General features: G+C 61.9%; 14 protein-coding genes. 12 read left to right on the top strand and 2 right to left on the bottom strand.

The window, feature by feature from the left end; all coding sequences use genetic code 11:
- Window positions 1–8 precede the first annotated feature (8 nt).
- From ACL2XM_RS19875 to ACL2XM_RS19890, 4 genes are read left to right on the top strand one after another with little or no spacing between them, the layout of a single operon-like run.
- Window positions 9–1,445 (top strand): circularly permuted type 2 ATP-grasp protein, encoded by a 1,437-nt coding sequence (locus tag ACL2XM_RS19875; RefSeq protein WP_410012542.1) that lies wholly within the window; start codon window positions 9–11, stop codon window positions 1,443–1,445.
- Entirely contained in the window at window positions 1,439–2,368 is a 930-nt protein-coding gene (locus ACL2XM_RS19880) for an alpha-E domain-containing protein (RefSeq protein WP_410012543.1), read from the top strand. The genes ACL2XM_RS19875 and ACL2XM_RS19880 overlap by 7 nt, the downstream gene beginning before the upstream one ends.
- Window positions 2,365–3,204, top strand: coding sequence for a transglutaminase family protein (locus ACL2XM_RS19885; RefSeq protein ID WP_413731488.1), 840 nt, complete (start codon window positions 2,365–2,367; stop codon window positions 3,202–3,204). Before ACL2XM_RS19880 ends, ACL2XM_RS19885 begins: the two co-directional genes overlap by 4 nt.
- Window positions 3,205–3,228: 24 nt before the next feature.
- Window positions 3,229–3,966 carry a peptidase gene (locus ACL2XM_RS19890; RefSeq protein WP_410012545.1) on the top strand — a complete coding sequence of 246 codons (738 nt, stop codon included), beginning with the start codon at window positions 3,229–3,231 and terminating at the stop codon, window positions 3,964–3,966.
- A 34-nt stretch (window positions 3,967–4,000) separates the two neighbouring features.
- Here the strand turns inward: ACL2XM_RS19890 and mgtA are convergent, their stop codons facing one another.
- A complete protein-coding gene (gene mgtA / locus ACL2XM_RS19895) occupies window positions 4,001–6,712 on the bottom strand; it encodes a magnesium-translocating P-type ATPase (protein ID WP_413731489.1) in 2,712 nt (903 codons plus the stop codon).
- A 529-nt stretch (window positions 6,713–7,241) separates the two neighbouring features.
- Here mgtA and ACL2XM_RS19900 point away from each other — a divergent pair.
- The 3 genes from ACL2XM_RS19900 to nrdG all read left to right on the top strand — a co-directional run bounded on the left by ACL2XM_RS19900 (window position 7,242) and on the right by nrdG (window position 11,895).
- Window positions 7,242–8,894 carry an alpha,alpha-phosphotrehalase gene (locus tag ACL2XM_RS19900; protein ID WP_413731490.1) on the top strand — a complete coding sequence of 551 codons (1,653 nt, stop codon included), beginning with the start codon at window positions 7,242–7,244 and terminating at the stop codon, window positions 8,892–8,894.
- A gap of 392 nt (window positions 8,895–9,286) precedes the next feature.
- Window positions 9,287–11,425 carry an anaerobic ribonucleoside-triphosphate reductase gene (gene nrdD / locus ACL2XM_RS19905; RefSeq protein WP_413731492.1) on the top strand — a complete coding sequence of 713 codons (2,139 nt, stop codon included), beginning with the start codon at window positions 9,287–9,289 and terminating at the stop codon, window positions 11,423–11,425.
- Window positions 11,426–11,430: 5 nt separating this feature from the next.
- A complete protein-coding gene (gene nrdG, locus ACL2XM_RS19910; protein ID WP_410012549.1) occupies window positions 11,431–11,895 on the top strand; it encodes an anaerobic ribonucleoside-triphosphate reductase-activating protein in 465 nt (154 codons plus the stop codon).
- Window positions 11,896–11,969: 74 nt separating this feature from the next.
- On the opposite strand, the gene ACL2XM_RS19915 is transcribed toward nrdG, so the two are convergent.
- Window positions 11,970–12,146 carry a hypothetical protein gene (locus ACL2XM_RS19915; RefSeq protein ID WP_413731493.1) on the bottom strand — a complete coding sequence of 59 codons (177 nt, stop codon included), beginning with the start codon at window positions 12,144–12,146 and terminating at the stop codon, window positions 11,970–11,972.
- Between the two features lie 31 nt (window positions 12,147–12,177).
- On the opposite strand from ACL2XM_RS19915, the gene ACL2XM_RS19920 reads away from it, so the two are divergent.
- The 5 genes from ACL2XM_RS19920 (at window position 12,178) to ACL2XM_RS19940 (ending at window position 18,947) form a co-directional block, all read left to right on the top strand.
- The gene (locus ACL2XM_RS19920) at window positions 12,178–12,534 is read left to right on the top strand and encodes a hypothetical protein (RefSeq protein WP_410012550.1); all 357 of its coding nucleotides are present in this window, start codon (window positions 12,178–12,180) and stop codon (window positions 12,532–12,534) included.
- Window positions 12,535–12,610: 76 nt separating this feature from the next.
- Entirely contained in the window at window positions 12,611–12,982 is a 372-nt protein-coding gene (locus ACL2XM_RS19925; protein WP_413721886.1) for a copper-binding protein, read from the top strand.
- Between the two features lie 12 nt (window positions 12,983–12,994).
- Window positions 12,995–14,245, top strand: a complete 1,251-nt coding sequence (locus tag ACL2XM_RS19930) for a TolC family protein (RefSeq protein WP_413721885.1) — start codon at window positions 12,995–12,997, stop codon at window positions 14,243–14,245.
- On the top strand, window positions 14,242–15,831 hold the full coding sequence (locus ACL2XM_RS19935; protein ID WP_413731495.1) for an efflux RND transporter periplasmic adaptor subunit: 1,590 nt from the start codon (window positions 14,242–14,244) through the stop codon (window positions 15,829–15,831). Before ACL2XM_RS19930 ends, ACL2XM_RS19935 begins: the two co-directional genes overlap by 4 nt.
- Complete coding sequence (locus ACL2XM_RS19940) at window positions 15,828–18,947, top strand: efflux RND transporter permease subunit (protein WP_410012554.1); 3,120 nt, start codon at window positions 15,828–15,830, stop codon at window positions 18,945–18,947. Before ACL2XM_RS19935 ends, ACL2XM_RS19940 begins: the two co-directional genes overlap by 4 nt.
- Window positions 18,948–19,644: the final 697 nt, after the last annotated feature.

Below are 19,644 nucleotides of genomic sequence, written 5' to 3' on the forward strand. Positions count from 1 at the left end.
GTAAACAGATGATTAAAATAAATCTTTCCGGGTCGCCCTTTTTTGATGAGATGCTGTTGGCCGACGGCGGACATCGCGGCCACTACGGCGCTTACTGGCAATGGCTGCAGCAGGCGGACCGGCAGGCCATTCAGCAGAAAAAAGAAGAAGCCGAGCTGTTGTTTCACCGGGTTGGCATTACCTTTAACGTCTACGGAGAAGAGGGCGGCACCGAGCGCTTGATCCCGTTCGACAGCGTGCCGCGCATTATCCCGGCCAAGGAGTGGGCCTGGATGGATCGCGGCATTCGCCAGCGGGTCAAGGCCCTGAACGCGTTCCTTTATGATATCTACCACGGGCAAAATATCCTAAAGGCGGGTATCGTGCCGACGGAACAGGTGCTGGCCAACGAACAATACCAGCCCTGCATGCAGGGGATCGATCTGCATAATAATACCTATGCGCATATCGTCGGCACCGATATGGTGCGCAACAGCGACGGGCACTATTATGTGCTGGAAGATAACCTGCGCACGCCGTCCGGCGTTTCCTATATGCTGGAAAACCGCAAAATGATGATGCGGCTTTATCCGGATCTGTTCGCCAGCCAGCATATCGCCCCCATCGAGCGCTATCCTTTCGACCTGCTGCAAACCCTGCGCGAAAGCACGGCGGTGGAAGACCCGACGGTGGTGGTGATGACGCCGGGGCGTTTTAACAGCGCCTACTTCGAGCACAGTTTCCTGGCGCAGCAGATGGGCGTGGAGCTGGTGGAGGCCGCCGATCTGTTCGTCAAACAGGGCGCGGTTTATATGCGCACCACCGAGGGACCGTGCAAGGTGGATGTGATCTACCGCCGTATCGACGACGCCTATATCGATCCGCTGGCCTTTCGCGCCGACTCCACGCTGGGCGTGCCCGGGCTGCTGTCGGTCTACCGCGCCGGCGGCGTGGTGCTGGCCAACGCGCTGGGCACCGGGGTGGCGGATGATAAATCCATCTATCCCTATGTGCCGGAGATGATCCGGTTTTATCTTTCCGAAGAGCCCATCCTCGGCAATATCCCCACCTGGCAGTGCCGCGATCCCAGCGCCCTGTCCTACGTGCTGGCCAACCTGGAAAAGCTGGTGGTGAAAGAGGTGCACGGCGCCGGCGGCTACGGCATGCTGGTGGGGCCGAAAGCCTCGCGCGCCGAACTGGCTGAATTCCGCCAGCGGCTGCTGGCCAACCCCAGCAACTATATCGCCCAGGAGACGCTGGCGCTGTCCACCTGCCCGACCTTTGTCGAGGAAGGCCTGGCGCCGCGCCATATCGACCTGCGGCCGTTCGCCCTGACCGGCGATGAGGTGCGGCTGGTGCCGGGCGGGCTGACCCGGGTGGCGCTGAACGCCGGCTCGCTGGTGGTGAACTCGTCCCAGGGCGGCGGCACCAAGGATACCTGGATTATGGAGGACGACGCATGCTAAGCAGAACCGCCAGCGAACTCTACTGGATGGCCCGATACCTGGAGCGGGCCGAGAGCATTGCCCGGGTATTGGACGTGACCTATAAGCTGTCGCTGATGCCGCTGCGCAGCCAGCAAAACGAGGATTTAACCCTGCCGCTTAACCTGACCGGCACCCACGAGCTGTTTGCCGAGCATTATCCCCGCCTGAGCATGACCAATCTGCTGAACTTTTTCGCCCTGGATCCCCACAATCCGAGCAGCATCTACAGTTGCTTCGAGGTGGCCTGGAACAACGCCCATGCGGTGCGCGGCAGCCTGTCATCCGAGGTGTGGGAAAGCATTAACGCCACCTGGATCGAAATGAAGCTGATGCGCGGCAAGGGCGTGGCCAAGGTGGGCACCGACGCGTTCTTTGACTGGGTCAAGGAACGGGCGCACCTGTTTCGCGGCGCCATGTTCGGCACCCTGCTGCGCAACGACGCCCTGTGTTTTATCCGCCTCGGCACGCTTATCGAGCGCGCCTACGCCACGGCGCAATTGCTGGGCGTCAAGGACCAGCAGCTGGATGCCGACTCCGATCCGGTGCGCGAATATTATCGCCTGGATACCCTGCTGCGCGCGGTCAGCGCCCGCGAGGCCTACCACAGCCTGTATAAGCATCCCGTCAGCCGCGAAACGGTGGCCGAGCTGCTGGTGCTGCGCAACGATATGCCGCGCTCCCTGCGCGCCTGCGTGGGCGACGTGGTGCAGCAGCTGGAGCGGATCGGCGGCCAGCGGGCCAATGTGCCCCGGCGGCTGGCCCATACCCTGAACGTGGAGCTGCGCTTCAGCACGCTGGATGAAGTGCTGGCGCTGGGGTTGCAGGCTTATATGATGCAATTCCAGGGCAAGATCAACGCGCTGGCGGAAAGCATTAACCATACGTATCTGGAGGCGTTATGAAACTGGCCGTCGATCACCTGACCCATTATCGCTACGATCACGAGGTCAAATTCAGCACGCAATACCTGCGCCTGACGCCGCAGAACACCGCCCGGCAACGGATTATGGAATGGTCGCTTAACCTGCCGGAGCAGGCGACGCAGGTTATCGACGGCTTCGGCAACCTGCAGCATGTGCTGACCCTCGACCGGCCGCATGAGGTGATCGCCATCCGCGCCAAAGGCGTGGTGGAGATTGCCGATAACAGCGAGGAAATCATGGAGGAATGCGGCCCGCTGTCGCCGCTGGTCTTCTTGCGTCCCAGCCCGCTGACGCGGGCGGACGAGGCCATCCGCACTTTCGCCGCGCGTTATTACCGCGCCGCCGCCGCGGACGAAAGCCTGCGCGAACTGATGGCGGAACTGCGCGAACGCATGCCCTATACCCCCGGCGCCACCCAGGTGCAGGATTCGGCGGCTAAAGTATTTGCCGCCCAGCACGGAGTCTGTCAGGATCATTCCCATGTATTCCTGGCCTGTTGCCGCAGCCTGCATATCCCCGCGCGCTACGTCAGCGGCTATATTTACAGCGAAGACACCAAACACGTGGCGATGCACGCCTGGGTGGAAGTGTGGCTGAACGAGCACTGGCAAAGTTTCGATATTACCAATAATACCTGTAACCCCAGCCAGCATCTGAAGCTGGCGGTCGGCTTCGATTATCTCGACGCCTGCCCGGTGCGCGGCTCGCGTATCGGCGGCGGCTACGAGGAGATGTTTTCAGAAGCGACGGTGGAGCAGACCGAGGGAAGCCACCCGCCAGGCAAGGAGAGCCAGGCCGGCGCCCAACAACAATAACCTGCATAACGAGGATATATTTCTATGACCTACTGCGTGGCGATGCGCCTGTCGGACGGACTGGTGTTTGCCTCCGACTCCCGTACCAATGCCGGAGTGGATCATATCTCGACCTTCCGCAAGCTGCATGTCCTGCATCAGGACAGCGAGCGCACGCTGGTGCTGCAAAGCGCCGGCAACCTGGCGACCACCCAGAGCATCATCAACCTGCTGCGGCTGCGCACCCGGGATATGGAACGGCCGAACCTGCTGACCGTGCCTACGCTGTTCGACGCCGCCAGCCTGATTGGCGAAACGGTGCGGGAAGTCATTTTCCGCGACAGCAGCGCGCAGCAAAGCGGTTCCAGCACCGATTTCAGCTGCAGCATCCTGCTGGGCGGGCAAATCGCCGGCGAAGGGCCCCGGCTGTTCCATATCTACCCGGAGGGCAATTTTATCGAGGCCACGGAAGATACCCCCTACTTTCAGATTGGCGAGAGCAAATACGGCAAACCGATTATCGACCGGGTATTGTCCTTTGACACCCCCCTGGAACAGGCCATGTGCTGCGCGCTGATTTCCATCGACTCGACGCTGCGCAGCAACCTGTCGGTGGGCCTGCCGCTGGATGTGATGATCTATCGCCGCGACAGCTTCGCCAGCGACGAGCAGTATCGCATTACCGAGCAGCACCCCTACTTCGCCACTATCCGCAAAGCCTGGGCCGAAGGACTGCTGAACACCTTCCTGCAGCTGCCGCCGCTGAAGCTGGCGGAGAATTAGCCGGCGCGGGACGAGGCTTGGCGCCGGCGTGCACTTATTGCCAGCCATACCGGCGCACGAACCAGCCTTTCATGGACTGGACCAGCGCCATATAGCCGGCGAGTATCGCCACCAGCCAGGGCCAGTAGCCGCCCGGCAGCGCCTGCAGGTGCAGGAATCCGGCCAGCGGCGTAAAGGTCATGCCGACGGTGGCGGCGATGACCGCCAGGGTGGTGATGCCAAGCTGCCAGGACGGGCGACTGTGCAAAAACGGTATTTTACGCGTGCGCAGCATATGCACCACCAGGGTTTGCGACAGCACGCCCACCACAAACCAGCCGGTCTGGAACAGAGTCTGTTGCTCGGGCGTGTTGGCTTTGAATACCCACCACATCAGGCAAAAGGTCAGGATATCGAAGATGGAGCTGATGGGGCCGAAAAACACCATAAAACGCCCCAGGTCCCCGCTGCGCCACCGTTGCGGGCGCCGTAGCTGCTCCTCGTCCACCTTATCGAACGGGATGGCAATCTGCGAGATATCATAAATCAGGTTCTGCACCAGCAGATGCAGCGGCAGCATCGGCAGGAACGGTAAAAAGGCGCTGGCCACCAGCACGCTGAAGACATTGCCGAAGTTGGAGCTGGCGGTCATGCGGATATACTTCATCATATTAACGAAGGTGCGCCGGCCCTCGATTACGCCCGCCTCCAGCACCATCAGGCTTTTTTCCAGCAGGATGATATCCGCCGCCTCCTTGGCGATGTCCACCGCCGAGTCCACCGAGATGCCGATATCCGCCGCGCGCAGGGCCGGCGCGTCGTTAATGCCGTCGCCCATAAACCCCACCACGTGCCCTTCCCGGCGCAGGGCGCCGACAATGCGCGCTTTTTGCAGCGGCGTCAGTTTGGCGAACACCGTGGTCGCCCGGGCGATAAGCGCCAGCTGCCTGTCGTCCATGCCCTCGATCTCATCGCCGGTCAGCACCCGGTCGACCGCCAGGCCGACGTCCCGGCAGACCTTGGCCGCCACCCGTTCGTTATCGCCGGTGAGTATCTTCACCGTGACGCCGTGCCTGGCCAGCGCCTCCAGCGCCGGCGCGGTGCTTTCTTTCGGCGGGTCGAGAAAGGCGATATAACCCTCGAGGATCAGGTCCGCCTCATCCAGCCGGCTGAAGTCGCCGCGTTCCATGGCGACGGGTTTACCGGCCACCGCCACCACCCGCAGCCCTTGCAGCGACAGCTCGCCGGCCACGGCGCTGATTTGCGCAAGCGACGCGGCGCCGAGCGGCACGATATCGTCGCCGTGGCGCACCCGGCTGCAAACGCCCAGCACCTCCTCCAGCGCGCCTTTACAGATAAGCCGCGCCTGGCCGTCGTCGGCGCCGACAATCACCGACATCCGGCGGCGCTCAAAATCAAAGGGGATTTCGTCGATTTTGCGCCACCGCGCCTGCGCCAGGCCGGCGTCTTCCTGCGCCATCTTTTCCAGCACCGCCTTATCCAGCAGGTTTTTCAGGCCGGTCTGGTAGTAGCTGTTCAGCCAGGCGTTTCGCAGCACCCGCTCACAGCGCTTGCCGAACGCATCGGTATGGCTGGCCAGCACAATTTTATCCTGGGTCAGCGTGCCGGTTTTATCGGTGCACAGGATATCCATCGCGCCGAAGTTCTGGATGGCGTCCAGCCGCTTGACGATCACCTTCTGGCGCGAGAGCTGCACCGCCCCCTTCGCCAGGGACGAAGTGACAATCATCGGCAGCATTTCGGGCGTCAGGCCCACGGCCACCGAGAGCGAAAACAGCGCCGCTTCCCACCAGTCGCCCTTGGTAAAGCCGTTCACCAGCAACACCACCGGCGTCATGACCAGCATAAAGCGGATCAGCAGCCAGCTGACCCGGCTGATGCCCAGCTGGAACGCGTTTGGCGGCGCGCATTGCGCCGTGGACTGGCCGGCAAGCTGACCGAACCAGGTGCTATCGCCGGTACCGATGACCAACGCCTGCGCCGTGCCGCTTACCACATTGGTGCCCATAAAACACAGGTTGCCGCATTCCAGGGGATTGCGCCCGGCCTCCCCTGCGACGCCGGCTTTTTTTTCCACCGGCAGCGCTTCGCCGGTCAGCGCCGCCTGGCCGATAAACAGATCCCGGGCATGCAGGATGCGTAAATCCGCCGGGATCATATCCCCGGCGGACAGTTTGACGATATCCCCCGGCACCAGGCTGGCCATGGCGATCTCCTGGTACACGCCGCTGCCGCCCGGCCCGTCGGCGCGCAGTACCGTGGCGGTATTGCTCACCATGGCCTTGAGCGCGTCGGCGGCCTTGTTGGAGCGCGCCTCCTGGATAAAATTAAGCAGGGTGGCAATCATCACCATCAGGGCGATCACCCCGGCGGCAATAATGTCGTCGGTGCCGTAGGACACGATGCCCAGCACCGTCAGCAGGATATTGAAGGGATTGCGATAGCAGGACCATAAGTGCCGCCGCCAGGTCAGCGGCTGCTCGGCGGCCACGCTGTTCAGGCCATGCCGCCGGTGCGCGATGGCAACGCCGGCCGCGTCCAGGCCCTGCGGGCCGCTGGCGAAACGCGCGTAGAGTTCCGCTTGCGTGGCCTGCGCGCACTCCAGGCAAGCGCGGGTCAGGGCGGCGGGCACAGTGCGGCTGGCGCCGGCTTTCAGCCCATCCAGCATCAGGTCGCGCTGGAACAGGCGGCGGGGCAAATGATGATAGAGCCGCGTAAAAAGTTGACGTGCGTAAAGTGTAATCATGATGCTGTCTTCCGTGCCGATCCGGACGAATACCGCCGGGCAGGGCAAAAAGTTCATCAGCAGAAGAGCGTCGCTTCTGCCTGCCGTTTATCATCCGGCAAGGCAGGCGCGAAAAAGCGCAGGGGCTTTACCGGATGGGAGAATAACAATCAGGGTTGGGTACGGGGTCCATACAGGTGATCCACCTCCGGTGAGACAAAAAACATGCGGTTATCGACAAATCCGCCCGCGGGAAGACGAAACTACTGTCCCTGGCGCGGCAACTTCTTTAGGGTAGGTAACGTCAGGCATAAACTGTATTGCAGGCAGCCGCGTTTATTTCCTGGCGGACTATACGGCCCCAGACATCAACGAAAAATAAACAACTATGCGTTTGCCGGCTGATAATTGAACCCCTTGGTCGCGACAGCACATTTTGCCCCGTTGCCAGGCAATCGTTATACCGTCACGATGAAAAACAACCGGGAGACCAGCGCATCGACAATCATAACGACACCGGCGGCAGGCCGGCTGCGGGGCGGAGGCTAGCATGACGGTCCCGTGGTGGCGCAACGGCGTTATTTACCAGATTTACCCGAAAAGTTTTCAGGACAGCACCGGCAATGGCTGCGGCGATCTGGCCGGGATCACCCGGCGTCTGGATTACCTGCACCAGTTGGGAGTGGATGCGCTGTGGCTGACGCCTGTCTATCGCTCGCCCCAGGTGGACAGCGGTTATGATATTGCCGATTATTACGCCATCGACCCGGCCTACGGCACGATGGCGGATTTTGACGCGCTTGTGGCCGGCGCCCACCGGCGGGGCATGCGCATCATTATGGATATGGTGCTTAACCACAGCTCCACTTCCCATCCCTGGTTTATCGCCTCGAAAGACCCGCACGGCCCGTACCGCTCCTATTATTTCTGGCGCGACGGCCGGGACGACGGCCCGCCCAATAACTGGCTGTCAAAATTCGGCGGCAGCGCCTGGCACCAGCCGGCGCCGGGCGGACAATACTACCTGCATTTGTATTCCCGGGAGCAGGCGGACCTGAACTGGGCGCATCCGCCGCTGCGCGCGGAGCTGAAAAATATCTGCCGGTTTTGGGCCGATCGCGGTATCGACGGCCTGCGCCTGGACGTGATCAACGTGATAGCCAAGCACCCGCGGCTGCCCGATGCGACCGGGGGCGACGGCCGGCCTTTTTATACCGATCTGCCGCAGGTGCAGGATTATCTGCGCGAGATGAACCGGGAAATCTTTACGCCGCTGGCGCTGACGACGGTGGGGGAAATGTCGTCCACTTCCCTGGAGAAATGCCGCCAGTACGCCAATCTCAACGGCGAACAGCTGTCCATGGCCGCCCATTTCCATCACCTTAAAGTGGATTACGCCGACGGAGAAAAATGGGCGCTGGCGCCGCCGGATTTTGTGCTGCTCAAGCAGATATTCAACCGCTGGCAACGGGGGATGCACCGCCACGCCTGGAACACGCTGTTTTGGTGTAATCACGATCAGCCGCGCATCGTTTCCCGCTTCGGCGACGAGGGCGAGCTGCGGGTCGTCTCGGCCAAGATGCTGGCCATGACGCTGCACGGCATGCAGGGAACGCCGTTTATCTTCCAGGGCGAGGAACTGGGCATGACCAACCCCGCGTTCAGCGCCATTACCGACTACCGCGACGTCGAAAGCCTGAATATGTATGCCGACGCCATGGCGCGTGGCCTGGGCCGCCAGCAGACGCTGGACGTCCTGGCCGCCCGATCCCGCGACAACAGCCGCACGCCGATGCAATGGGATGACGGCGTCAACGCCGGGTTCAGCACCGGCACGCCGTGGATTGCCGGCGCCGGCAATGCCGCCCGGATCAACGCGCGGGCCGCCCTGGCCGACGCGGATTCGGTATTTTATTGTTATCAGCGGCTGATTGCGCTGCGCAAAACCCTGCCGATCCTGACGGAGGGGGATTATCGCGACCTGAGCCCGGCGCACCCCGCGCTTTGGCATTACCGGCGCGCCTGGCGCGGCCAGCGGCTGCTGGTGCTGGCGAATCTGGGCCGGCAACCGCAGCAGTGGCAGCCGGCAACCGCCTGGCGCGGCCCGTGGCGGCGGCTGATGAGCAATTATGCCGATACGCCCCACTCGCCGGAGCCGCTGACATTGCGGCCTTATGAGGCGGTTTTCTGGCTGCGGGAATAATCACGCGCGCGGATAAAACCCGCCGGTCGCCCCGCCCGCCCGTCGGTAACGGCGACCGGAAAATCGCGCGAAAAATTTTTTAACGCCCCAAGCCGCCCCGGGGGAAATTTATTGATTTATTTTCAGCGGCATAAACCGCGACGGCCGGTTTATCGGCTAAAAACCGCGCTGTACAACTCTTCGACCACGGGTCGATTTTATTGCGTTAGGTCAAGTTTAGTGACATCTGACTAGCTCATACTCTACATCTAGTGGCATTATTGATTATAACAAACTAGATATAGTGTTTACCTTCTCTACCGCTGGTATCGCGCCCGGCCAGGCCCGCCGGGAAAACGGCCGGTAAAAGAAGGAAACACCTAACCCGCCCCCAGGCGTAAAGGAGTCGCATCGTGAAACCGGTAGTGATCAAACGAGACGGTTGTCAGGTCAATTTCGATGAGCAACGGATTTACCAGGCGATAGTGCATGCCGCGCAGGCCGCCGGTGTTCAGGATAACGATTATTGCGCCACCGTCGCCGCCCTGGTGGGCCAGCAGATGAATTCCCGCTCCCATGTCGATATCCGCGATATCCAGGACGCGGTGGAAAACCAGCTGATGGCGGGGCCGCATAAAACGCTGGCCCGTTTGTATATCGAATACCGCCACGATCGTGACGTCGCCCGTGAACAACGCGGCCGCCTGAACCAGGAAATCCGCGGCCTGGTCGAGCAGAGCAATATGGCGCTGCTCAACGAAAACGCCAATAAAGACAGCAAGGTCATCCCCACCCAGCGCGATCTGTTGGCCGGCATCGTCGCCAAGCATTACGCGCGCCAGCACATTCTGCCGCGCGACGTGGTGCTGGCCCATGAACGCGGCGAAATCCATTACCACGACCTGGATTACGCGCCGTTCTTCCCAATGTTCAACTGTATGTTGATCGATCTGGAAGGCATGCTGACCAAAGGCTTTAAAATGGGCAACGCGGAAATCGAGCCCCCCCGCTCCATCTCCACCGCCACGGCGGTAACCGCGCAGATTATCGCCCAGGTGGCCAGCCATATCTACGGCGGCACCACCATTAACCGGATCGACGAGATCCTGGCGCCCTACGTGGCCGCCAGCTACGACAAACATCGCAATACCGCCACGAAGTGGAAGATTCCCGACGCGGAAGGGTATGCCCTGTCGCGCACCGAAAAAGAATGTTACGACGCTTTCCAGTCGCTGGAATATGAAGTCAATACCCTGCATACCGCCAACGGCCAGACGCCGTTCGTCACCTTCGGTTTTGGCCTGGGCACCAGCCGTGAATCGCGCCTGATCCAACAATCCATCCTGCGCAACCGCATTGCCGGGCTGGGTAAAAACCGCAAAACCGCCGTTTTCCCGAAGCTGGTGTTCGCCATTCGCGACGGCCTGAACCATAAATTCAGCGATCCCAACTATGATATCAAGCAGTTGGCGCTGGAATGCGCCAGCAAACGCATGTACCCGGATATCCTGAATTACGATCAGGTGGTGAAGGTTACCGGTTCATTTAAGACGCCGATGGGCTGCCGCAGCTTCCTCGGCGTTTACGAGGAGAACGGCAGGCAGATCCACGACGGGCGCAACAACCTGGGCGTTATCAGCCTCAACCTGCCGCGCATCGCCCTGGAGGCCAAACGGGACGAAGCCCGTTTCTGGCAATTGCTGGATGAACGCCTGGTGCTGGCGAAAAAAGCGCTGATGACCCGTATCGCCCGGCTTGACGGCGTCAAGGCCCGCGTGGCGCCGATCCTGTATATGGAAGGGGCCTGCGGCGTGCGCTTGAAAGCCGATGACGACGTGGCCGACATTTTCAAGAACGGCCGGGCTTCCATTTCGCTTGGCTATATCGGCGTGCATGAAACCATTAACGCCCTGTTCGGCGGCCAGACCCATGTCTATGACGATCAGACGTTGCGCGCGAAGGCCGTGTCCATCGTGGCCCACCTGAAGGCGGCCACCGACCGCTGGAAAGAAGAGACCGGCTACGGCTTCAGCCTGTACAGCACGCCGAGCGAAAACCTGTGCGACCGCTTCTGCCGTCTGGACGCCGCCGAGTTCGGCATCGTCGAAGGCGTGACCGATAAGGGCTATTACACCAACAGCTTCCACCTTGACGTGGAAAAGCAGGTCAATCCTTACGACAAGCTGGATTTTGAAGCGCCCTATCCCCCGGTCTCCAACGGCGGGTTTATATGCTACGGCGAATATCCGAACCTGCAGCATAACCTGAAAGCGCTGGAAGACGTCTGGGACTATAGCTATACCCGGGTTCCCTACTACGGCACCAACACGCCCATTGACGAATGCTACGAGTGCGGTTTTACCGGCGAGTTTTCCTGTACCAGCAAAGGCTTTACCTGCCCGAAATGCGGCAATCACAATCCGGCCAAAGTGTCGGTAACCCGCAGGGTGTGTGGTTATCTCGGCAGCCCGGACGCGCGGCCGTTCAACGCCGGCAAGCAGGAAGAGGTGAAACGGCGGGTGAAACATCTGCCCGACGGCCAGCTGGGCTGACAGGGATGAATTATCACCAGTATTACCCGGTGGATGTGATTAACGGCCCCGGCACGCGCTGTACGCTGTTTGTGTCCGGCTGCGTGCACCAATGCCCGGGCTGTTATAACAAAAGCACCTGGCGGCTTAACTCCGGGGTGCCCTTTACCCCGGCCATGGAAGACCGGATTATCGCCGATTTACAGGATACCCGTATCCACCGCCAGGGGCTGACGCTCTCGGGCGGCGATCCGCTGCATCCGCAGAATCTCTCCGCCGTGCTGCAGCTGGTGCGGCGCGTGCGCGCCGAGTGCCCGGCCAAGGATATCTGGGTCTGGACCGGTTACCGGCTGGCGGAATTAACCGACGCCCAGCAGGAGGTGGCCGCGTTGATAAACGTGCTGATCGACGGTAAATTTATCCAGGCGCTGCGGGACCCGGCGCTGATCTGGCGCGGCAGCAGCAACCAGGTGGTGCATCATCTGCGTTAACATCCGCCATCATCCGCGAAACCGTCGCGATTACGCCGTATCGCGGCGGGCATCGCGGCTTACCCCCTGATTTGTCAGTTAGTGCAAATTACCCTTGCCAGTTTTTGCTTATCAAGTAAAAATTGATGCGCATCAATAAGCTGTCCGCGCTTTTCGCGTTCACTTAAGCCGACCGGCGCCTTTTCCACGCCGGAGTCGCCAAACAAGGGAATTATCGTGTCCTCCGCTTCAGTAACAGAATTCATGGTCAAGCTACGCTGCCGCAGGCGGCGGGTGTTCGCTATGATTCTGCTGGCCTTTTGGCTGTTACTGAACGCCCAGCTGGCGCTGGCCAGCCACCAGTGCTCAATGCCGGTTACCGCGCTGCCGGCGGCCCTTGAGCATAGCGAGCATATGCTGCATGACAATATGCCTTCGCAGCAGCGCGCCGCCGCGCCCGGGTTATTATGCGATAAGCACTGCGTGCCGGATTCCGCGCAAAAAGACACCCAGCACGCGCCGTTCGTGGTCCTGCCCAGCCAAACCGATCTCCAGGTGGCCGAGTGGCGCGACGAACCGCGCCTGCCGGATGTCGCCTGGCTTACCCCGCCCATAGCAGGGCCGCCGGCGGAGATTCAATTCTGCCGGTACCGGTTATAGATCCTGACATAACGCCAACGGTTGCCGTCGCCTGAACGCGACGGTAGTGGATGACTTATGTTCAGGAATCAATGCAATGCGCACATTATTTATTGTTGTTCTCTCCGCTGTTTCTGTTTTTGCCTTGCCCGCGTTTGCCGACGACATGGCCGGTATGGGCGATATGCCCGGTATGCATCATGATCACGGCGTCACGGCCGCGTCAAACGTTAACACCTCCCCCGCCGACTACCATGCAAGCGGCATTATCAAGCGCTGGGATAACCAGCATGTGGCCATTGCCCATCAGGCCATTGCGGCGCTGAAATGGCCGCCGATGACCATGACCTTCGCCGTGCCGGCCGACCTGGACGCAGGAAAGCTGGCCGCCGGCACGCAGGTGGATTTCAGTTTCCGCCAGGACGCCCAGGGCTATACGCTCACCGCCATTCATTCTCTCCAGCAGTAAGCGAGGATCGTTATGTTGCTACCATGCTCCTCCCGGACGTGGCTGGTCCTCATGCTGTTCGTTTCCGCCGCGGCTCCCGCGGCGCAAATGAGCCTGGATGAGACGCTGGCCCGGGCCGAACGCTATTCGGCGGATCTTTCCGCCAACCTTCATCAGCGCCAGGCGCTGGAAAATATGGCCGATTCCGCCCTGCAGCTGCCCGACCCCAAGCTGAAATTCGGCATTGATAACCTGCCGGTGGGCGGCGGCAATGCCCGGCGTTTTACCCGTGAAGACATGACCATGCAGCGCATCGGCGTCATGCAGGATTATGTCAGCAGTACCAAACGCGAACGCAAAGCGGACGCGATCAGGGCCGAGGCGGCCTCCACCGCCGCCGGTTATCAAAACCTGCGCGCGCAGCTGCAGCGGGATACCGCCCAGGCCTGGCTGGATTTGGCCCTGTCGCAACAGGCGGTCGAGGCGGCGACCCATCTGCTGACGGAAAGCGAACGGCAGATCGCGGTGCAGAAGGCGGCGATAGCCGGCGGGGGCAGCGCCGGCGCGGTGCTGGACGGCCGCCTGGTGGTGATCGATATGCGCGATGCGCTTACCGACGCGCAGCGGGACGTGGCGATGGCGCAGGCGCGCCTGATGCAGCTGACCGGCATCGATCGTATCCAGACCGCCGGCCCCCTGCCGCGGTTCGACCGCCTGCCGGCCGATCCGCAGGCACTGGCCCAGGGTGTGAACCAGCATCCTGAAATAGTGCAGGCGCGGCGCGAGGCGGAAGTCTCGCAGGCCCGTTCCGCGCAGTCGGCGGTGGCGGCGATTCCGGATGTCGGCGTGGAAGTGTATTACGGCAAGCGCGACAGCGGCCGCGACGATATGGCCGGCATTATGTTTACCGTCGATCTGCCGCTGTTCCAGTCGCAACGGCAGGATAAGGATCATGCCGCCGACCAGTCGCGTACCTTCGAGGCCAACGATCGCCTGGCGCAGACCATTCGGGATCATACCGCGCAGCTGAATATCCTGGTGGCCCAGTACCAGGCCGCCCAGGCCCGCTGGCTGCGGCAGCGGGACGAGGTACTGCCGCTGCAAAAGCAGCGACTGCAGCTGATGCAGGCGCAGTATCGCGCCGGCAGCGCCACGCTCGCCGAACTGCTGGGCGCGCGCAGCGCCCTGCTGGCCAGCGAGCAGAATGAAACCCGCGCCGCCAGGGAACTGGCGCAAAGCTGGGCCGCCATTCGTTATCTTATCCCGCAGGAGAACAGGTCATGAACCGTATTACCACCGGACGTACCGTCGCCGTCGTCCTGGCCCTGGCCGCGCTCTGCGCCGCCTTTGCCGCCGGTTATTTCCTGCGCCGGCCGCCGGAAGCGGCAAGCACGCCGGCCCAGGCCAATCCCGCGGCCGACAGCGGCCGCCGGGTACTGTATTGGTACGACCCCATGTCGCCGGCACAGCGCTTTGATAAACCCGGCAAATCGCCGTTTATGGATATGCCGTTGACGCCGCGTTATGCCGACGAGACGCAGCAGGACGGCGGAGTGACCGTCAGCGCCCGCCAGCAGCAAAACCTGGGCGTGCGCCTGGGCACGGTGGCATTGAGAACCGTGCAGCCGCGTTTCGAGGCGTTCGGCACCGTCAGCATTGACGATCGGGGAATACAGGTGATACCGGCGCGCGCCAACGGTCTGGTGGAAAAACTCTATGTCCGCGCCGAGCAGCAGTTGGTGAAAAAGGACCAGCCGCTGGCGCGGCTGTGGATTCCGGAATGGAGCGCCGCCCAGCAGGAGTATCTGGCGGTGCGGCATTTGGGGGATGCGTCGCTCACCGCCGCGGCGCGCCAGCGTCTGCAACTGCTGTTTATGCCGGAGGACATTATCCGCGCTATTGAAAAAACCGGCCGACCGCAAACCCGTATCGAAGTACGGGCGCCGGAGCAGGGTTTTATCAGCCGCCTGGAGGTGCGCGAAGGCAGCCAGGTCGGCACGTCCCAGGCGATGTTTGAACTCAGCTCGCTCGATCCGGTCTGGGTGGTGGTGGATTATCCTGAATCCCAGGCCGGGGCCCTCCAGCCCGGCAGCGATATCCAGGCCACGACGTCACGCTGGCCGGGGGACCTGTTTCACGGCCGGATTGCGGAAATGCTGCCGGTGGTGGATAACGCCACCCGCACCTACCGGGCGCGCATCGCGCTGGAAAATCATGACGGCAAGCTGCAGCCCGGCATGTACCTTAACATCCGCCTGGCGCAGGCGGCGCGGGGCGAAACGGTGTTGACCATGCCGCAGGACGCGCTGATCCAGACCGGCAGCCGCAATACCGTGCTGCTGGCCAAGGGCGACGGGCATTTCACCCCGGTAAGCGTTATCGCCGGCCGGGAGTTCGGCGACTGGGTGGAAGTGCGTAAAGGGCTGGCCGCCGGCGATCGGGTGGTCACCTCGGGCCAGTTCCTGATTGATTCCGAAGCCAGCCTGCGCAGCGCTCTGCCGCAGATGGCGGACGATACGGATGCCTCTTCGCCGGCGGCAACCGGCGTAAATCCTGGCGCCGGCGCGGATGATGCCCCCCCGTCCGCCGCTACGCCGGCTGACAGCGCCGCGACGCAATCGCCGCCGCCCGGCGCCGCGCAGGAATATGCCACCGAGGGCGTTATCGACGCGGTTAACGGCGAAATGGCGACGTTGTCGCACCATGCCGTGCCCGGCCTGAACTGGCCGCCGATGACCATGGATTTTATCCTGCCCGCGGGCGGACTGCCCAAGGGCATCGCCGTCGGCAGCCGTGTCATGTTCCACTTTACGCTTGACGACAGCGGTGCGCGCATCACCCAAATGATGCCGCTGGGGAGTGCCAAATGATCGCCTTTATCATTCGCTGGTCGCTGCGCAACCGTCTGCTGGTGCTGCTGGCCGCCGGGCTGCTGACCGCCTGGGGCATCTGGTCTTTGCAGCGTATGCCGGTGGACGCGCTGCCCGACCTGTCCGACGTACAGGTGATTATCCGCGTCAGTTATCCCGGCAAGGCGCCGCAGGTGGTGGAGGATCAGGTGACCTATCCGCTGACCACCACCATGCTGTCGGTGCCCGGCGCCACCACCGTGCGCGGCTTCTCGATGTTTGGCGACGCCTATGTCTATATCCTGTTCGCGGACGGCACCGATCCCTACTGGGCGCGATCTAGGGTGCTTGAGTATCTCAGCCAGGTGCAGTCTACGCTGCCGGCGGAGGCCAAGGCCAGCCTTGGGCCGGACGCCACCGGCGTCGGCTGGGTCTATGAATACGCGCTGGTGGATAAAACCGGGCGCCACAGCCTGGCCGATCTGCGCGCCATCCAGGATTGGGTGCTGAAATTCGAATTGAAAACCGTGCCGAACGTGTCGGAAGTGGCCAGCGTCGGCGGCATGGTGCGCCAATACCAAATCCTGCTGAAACCGGACCGGCTGCGGGCGCTTAACCTGTCTCACCAGCAGGTCATCGACGCGGTTAAGCAAGCCAACCAGGAGGGCGGCGGATCGGTACTGGAAATGAGCGAGGCCGAATATATGGTGCGCGCCGCCGGTTACCTTAAAACCCCGGAGGATTTTGATCATATCGTCATCACCTCGCGCGGCGGCGTGCCGGTGTTGCTGTCCGATGTGGCCGATATCCGCCTGGGTCCTGAAATGCGGCGCGGCGTGGCCGAACTGAACGGCGAGGGGGAAGTGGCCGGCGGCATTGTTATCATGCGCTATGGCAAAAATGCGCTGGAGACCATCAACGCGGTCAAACAAAAGCTGAACGAGGTGCGCCGCAGCCTGCCGCCAGGCGTGCAAATCGTGCCGGTCTATGACCGTTCCAGCCTTATCAAGCAGGCCATAGAAACCCTCTCCCATAAGCTGCTGGAAGAGTTTATCGTCGTGGCGCTGGTGTGCAGCCTGTTCCTGTTTCACTTCCGTTCGGCGCTGGTGGCGATCATCACCCTGCCGCTGGGCATCCTCGGCGCCTTTATCGTCATGCATTACCAGGGGGTTAACGCCAATATCATGTCGCTCGGCGGCATCGCCATCGCCATCGGCGCCATGGTGGACGCGGCGATAGTCATGATTGAAAATATGCACAAGGTGCTGGAGAAATGGCGGCACGATCATCCCGGACAGACGCCGAAAAGCGAGGATTACTGGGAAATCTCCGCCCGCGCATCCACCGAGGTGGGGCCGGCGCTGTTTTGCAGCCTGCTGATCATCACCCTGTCCTTTATTCCGGTATTTTCACTGGAGGCGCAGGAGGGCAAGATGTTCGGCCCGCTGGCGTTCACCAAAACCTATGCCATGGCGATCTCGGCGGGACTGGGCATTACCCTGGTGCCGGTATTGATGGGGTACTTTATCCGTGGGCGTATCCCGGACGAACACGCCAACCCGCTCAACCGGGGGCTAATCCGCATGTATCAGCCGCTGCTGGACAAGGTTTTGGCGTGGCCGAAAACCACGCTTGCCCTGTCGCTGGCGCTGCTGGTGGTCACCCTGCTGCCGCTCAGCCGCCTGGGCACCGAGTTTATGCCGGCGCTGGACGAGGGGGATTTATTATATATGCCCTCCACGCTGCCCGGCATATCGGCGCGGGAAGCCGCCCGGCTGTTGCAGCAAACCGACCGGCTGATTAAAACCGTGCCGGAAGTGGCCACTGTTTTCGGCAAGGCGGGACGCGCCGAAACCGCCACCGACCCGGCGACGCTGACCATGCTGGAAACCACCATCCATTTCAAGCCCAGGGATCAATGGCGGCCCGGCATGACCACCGATAAGCTGGTGCAGGAACTGGACCGGACGGTGTCGCTGCCGGGGGTAGCCAATATCTGGGTGCCCCCCATCCGCAACCGGCTCGATATGCTGGCCACCGGGATTAAAAGCCCGGTGGGGATCAAAGTGAACGGCAATAATATCGAGCAGGTCGAGGCGGTGGCCCAGCAGATCGAACGGGTGGTGAAAAACGTCCCCGGCGTCACCTCCGCGCTGGCGGAACGGCTCAACGGCGGGCGCTATATCGATATCAATATCGATCGGGTGCGCGCCGCCCGCTACGGCGTGTCGGTGGGTGAACTGCAGTCCATCGTGGCGGCGGTTATCGGCGGTGATAATATCGGCGAGACCATTGAAGGCCGCGAACGTTTCCCCATCAACGTACGTTATCCGCGCGAGCTGCGCGACTCGGTGCAGAAACTGCGCGACTTGCCGGTAGTGACTGCCGGGGGCGCGCAGGTCAGCCTGGCCGATCTGGCGGATATCCGCGTCAGCGAAGGCCCGCCGATGCTAAAAAGCGAGAACGCCCGCCTGTCGGACTGGATCTACGTCGATTTACGCGGCCGCGATCTCAAATCCGCCGTGCAGGAAATGCAGCGGACGGTGGCGCAGCAGGTCAAGCTGCCGGAAGGCGTCTCGTTAAGCTGGTCGGGGCAATTTGAATACCTGGAGCGCGCCAGCGCCAAGCTGAAAATCGTGCTGCCCTTTACGCTGGCGATTATTTTTGTCCTGCTGTATGTCACCTTCGGCCGGGTCAGGGACGCGCTGCTGATTATGGGCACGCTGCCCTTTGCCCTGATTGGGGGCGTCTGGCTGCTTTACCTGCTGCATTATAATCTGTCGGTGGCGGCGGCGGTGGGCTTTATCGCCCTGGCGGGGGTGGCGGCGGAGTTCGGGGTGATTATGGTGCTGTACCTTAATCATGCCATGGAAAACCATCGCACCGGCAACGAACCGCTCAGCGAGGCTCAACTGCTGGCGGCCATCCGCGAAGGCGCGGTGCTGCGCGTACGCCCCAAGGTGATGACGGTGGCCACCATCATGGCCGGGCTGCTGCCCATCATGTGGGGGGGCGGCGTCGGATCCGAGGTGATGCAACGCATCGCCGCGCCGATGATCGGCGGCATGGTCAGCGCGCCGCTGCTGTCGATGCTGGTGATCCCGGCGCTGTATCGCCTATTGCACCGCAAAGGTTAACGCACCCACGGCACGCTGGGCCCGCCATCACCAGACCGACAGAAGTCGTGTTAAAGGGAGAGCATGCCGATGGGGTCGAATCGGGCGTGCTTTTCCCGCCCGACCGAGCGCCCCATGGCAGGGTATGCCCGCCAACACCCATCTCAAAGCAGACGTGTTCAAGGGAGAGCGTGCCAATGGGGTCGAATCGGGCGTGCTTTTCCCGCCCGACCGAGGCCCCATGGCAGGGTATGCCCGCCAACACCCATCTCAAAGCAAACGTGTTCAAGGGAGAGCGTGCCAATGGGGTCGAATCGGGCGTGCTTTTCCCGCCCGACCGAGCGCCCCATGGCAGGGTATGCCCGCCAACACCCATCTCAAAGCAAACGTGTTAAAGGGAGAGCGTGCCAATGGGGTCGAATCGGGCGTGCTTTTCCCGCCCGACCGAGCGCCCCACGGCACGCTGGGCCCGCCATCACCAAACCGACAGAAGCCGTGTTAAAGGGAGAGCATGCCGATGGGGTCGGATCGGGCGTGCTTTTCCCGCCCGACCGAGGCCCCATGGCAGGGTATGCCCGCCAACACCCATCTCAAAGCAAACGTGTTAAAGGGAGAGCGTGCCAATGGGGTCGAATCGGGCGTGCTTTTCCCGCCCGACCGAGGCCCCATGGCAGGGTATGCCCGCCAACACCCATCTCAAAGCAAACGTGTTAAAGGG

It is taken from the genome of Sodalis sp. RH20 (assembly GCF_047324205.1).
Taxonomy (GTDB): Bacteria; Pseudomonadota; Gammaproteobacteria; order Enterobacterales; family Enterobacteriaceae; genus Acerihabitans.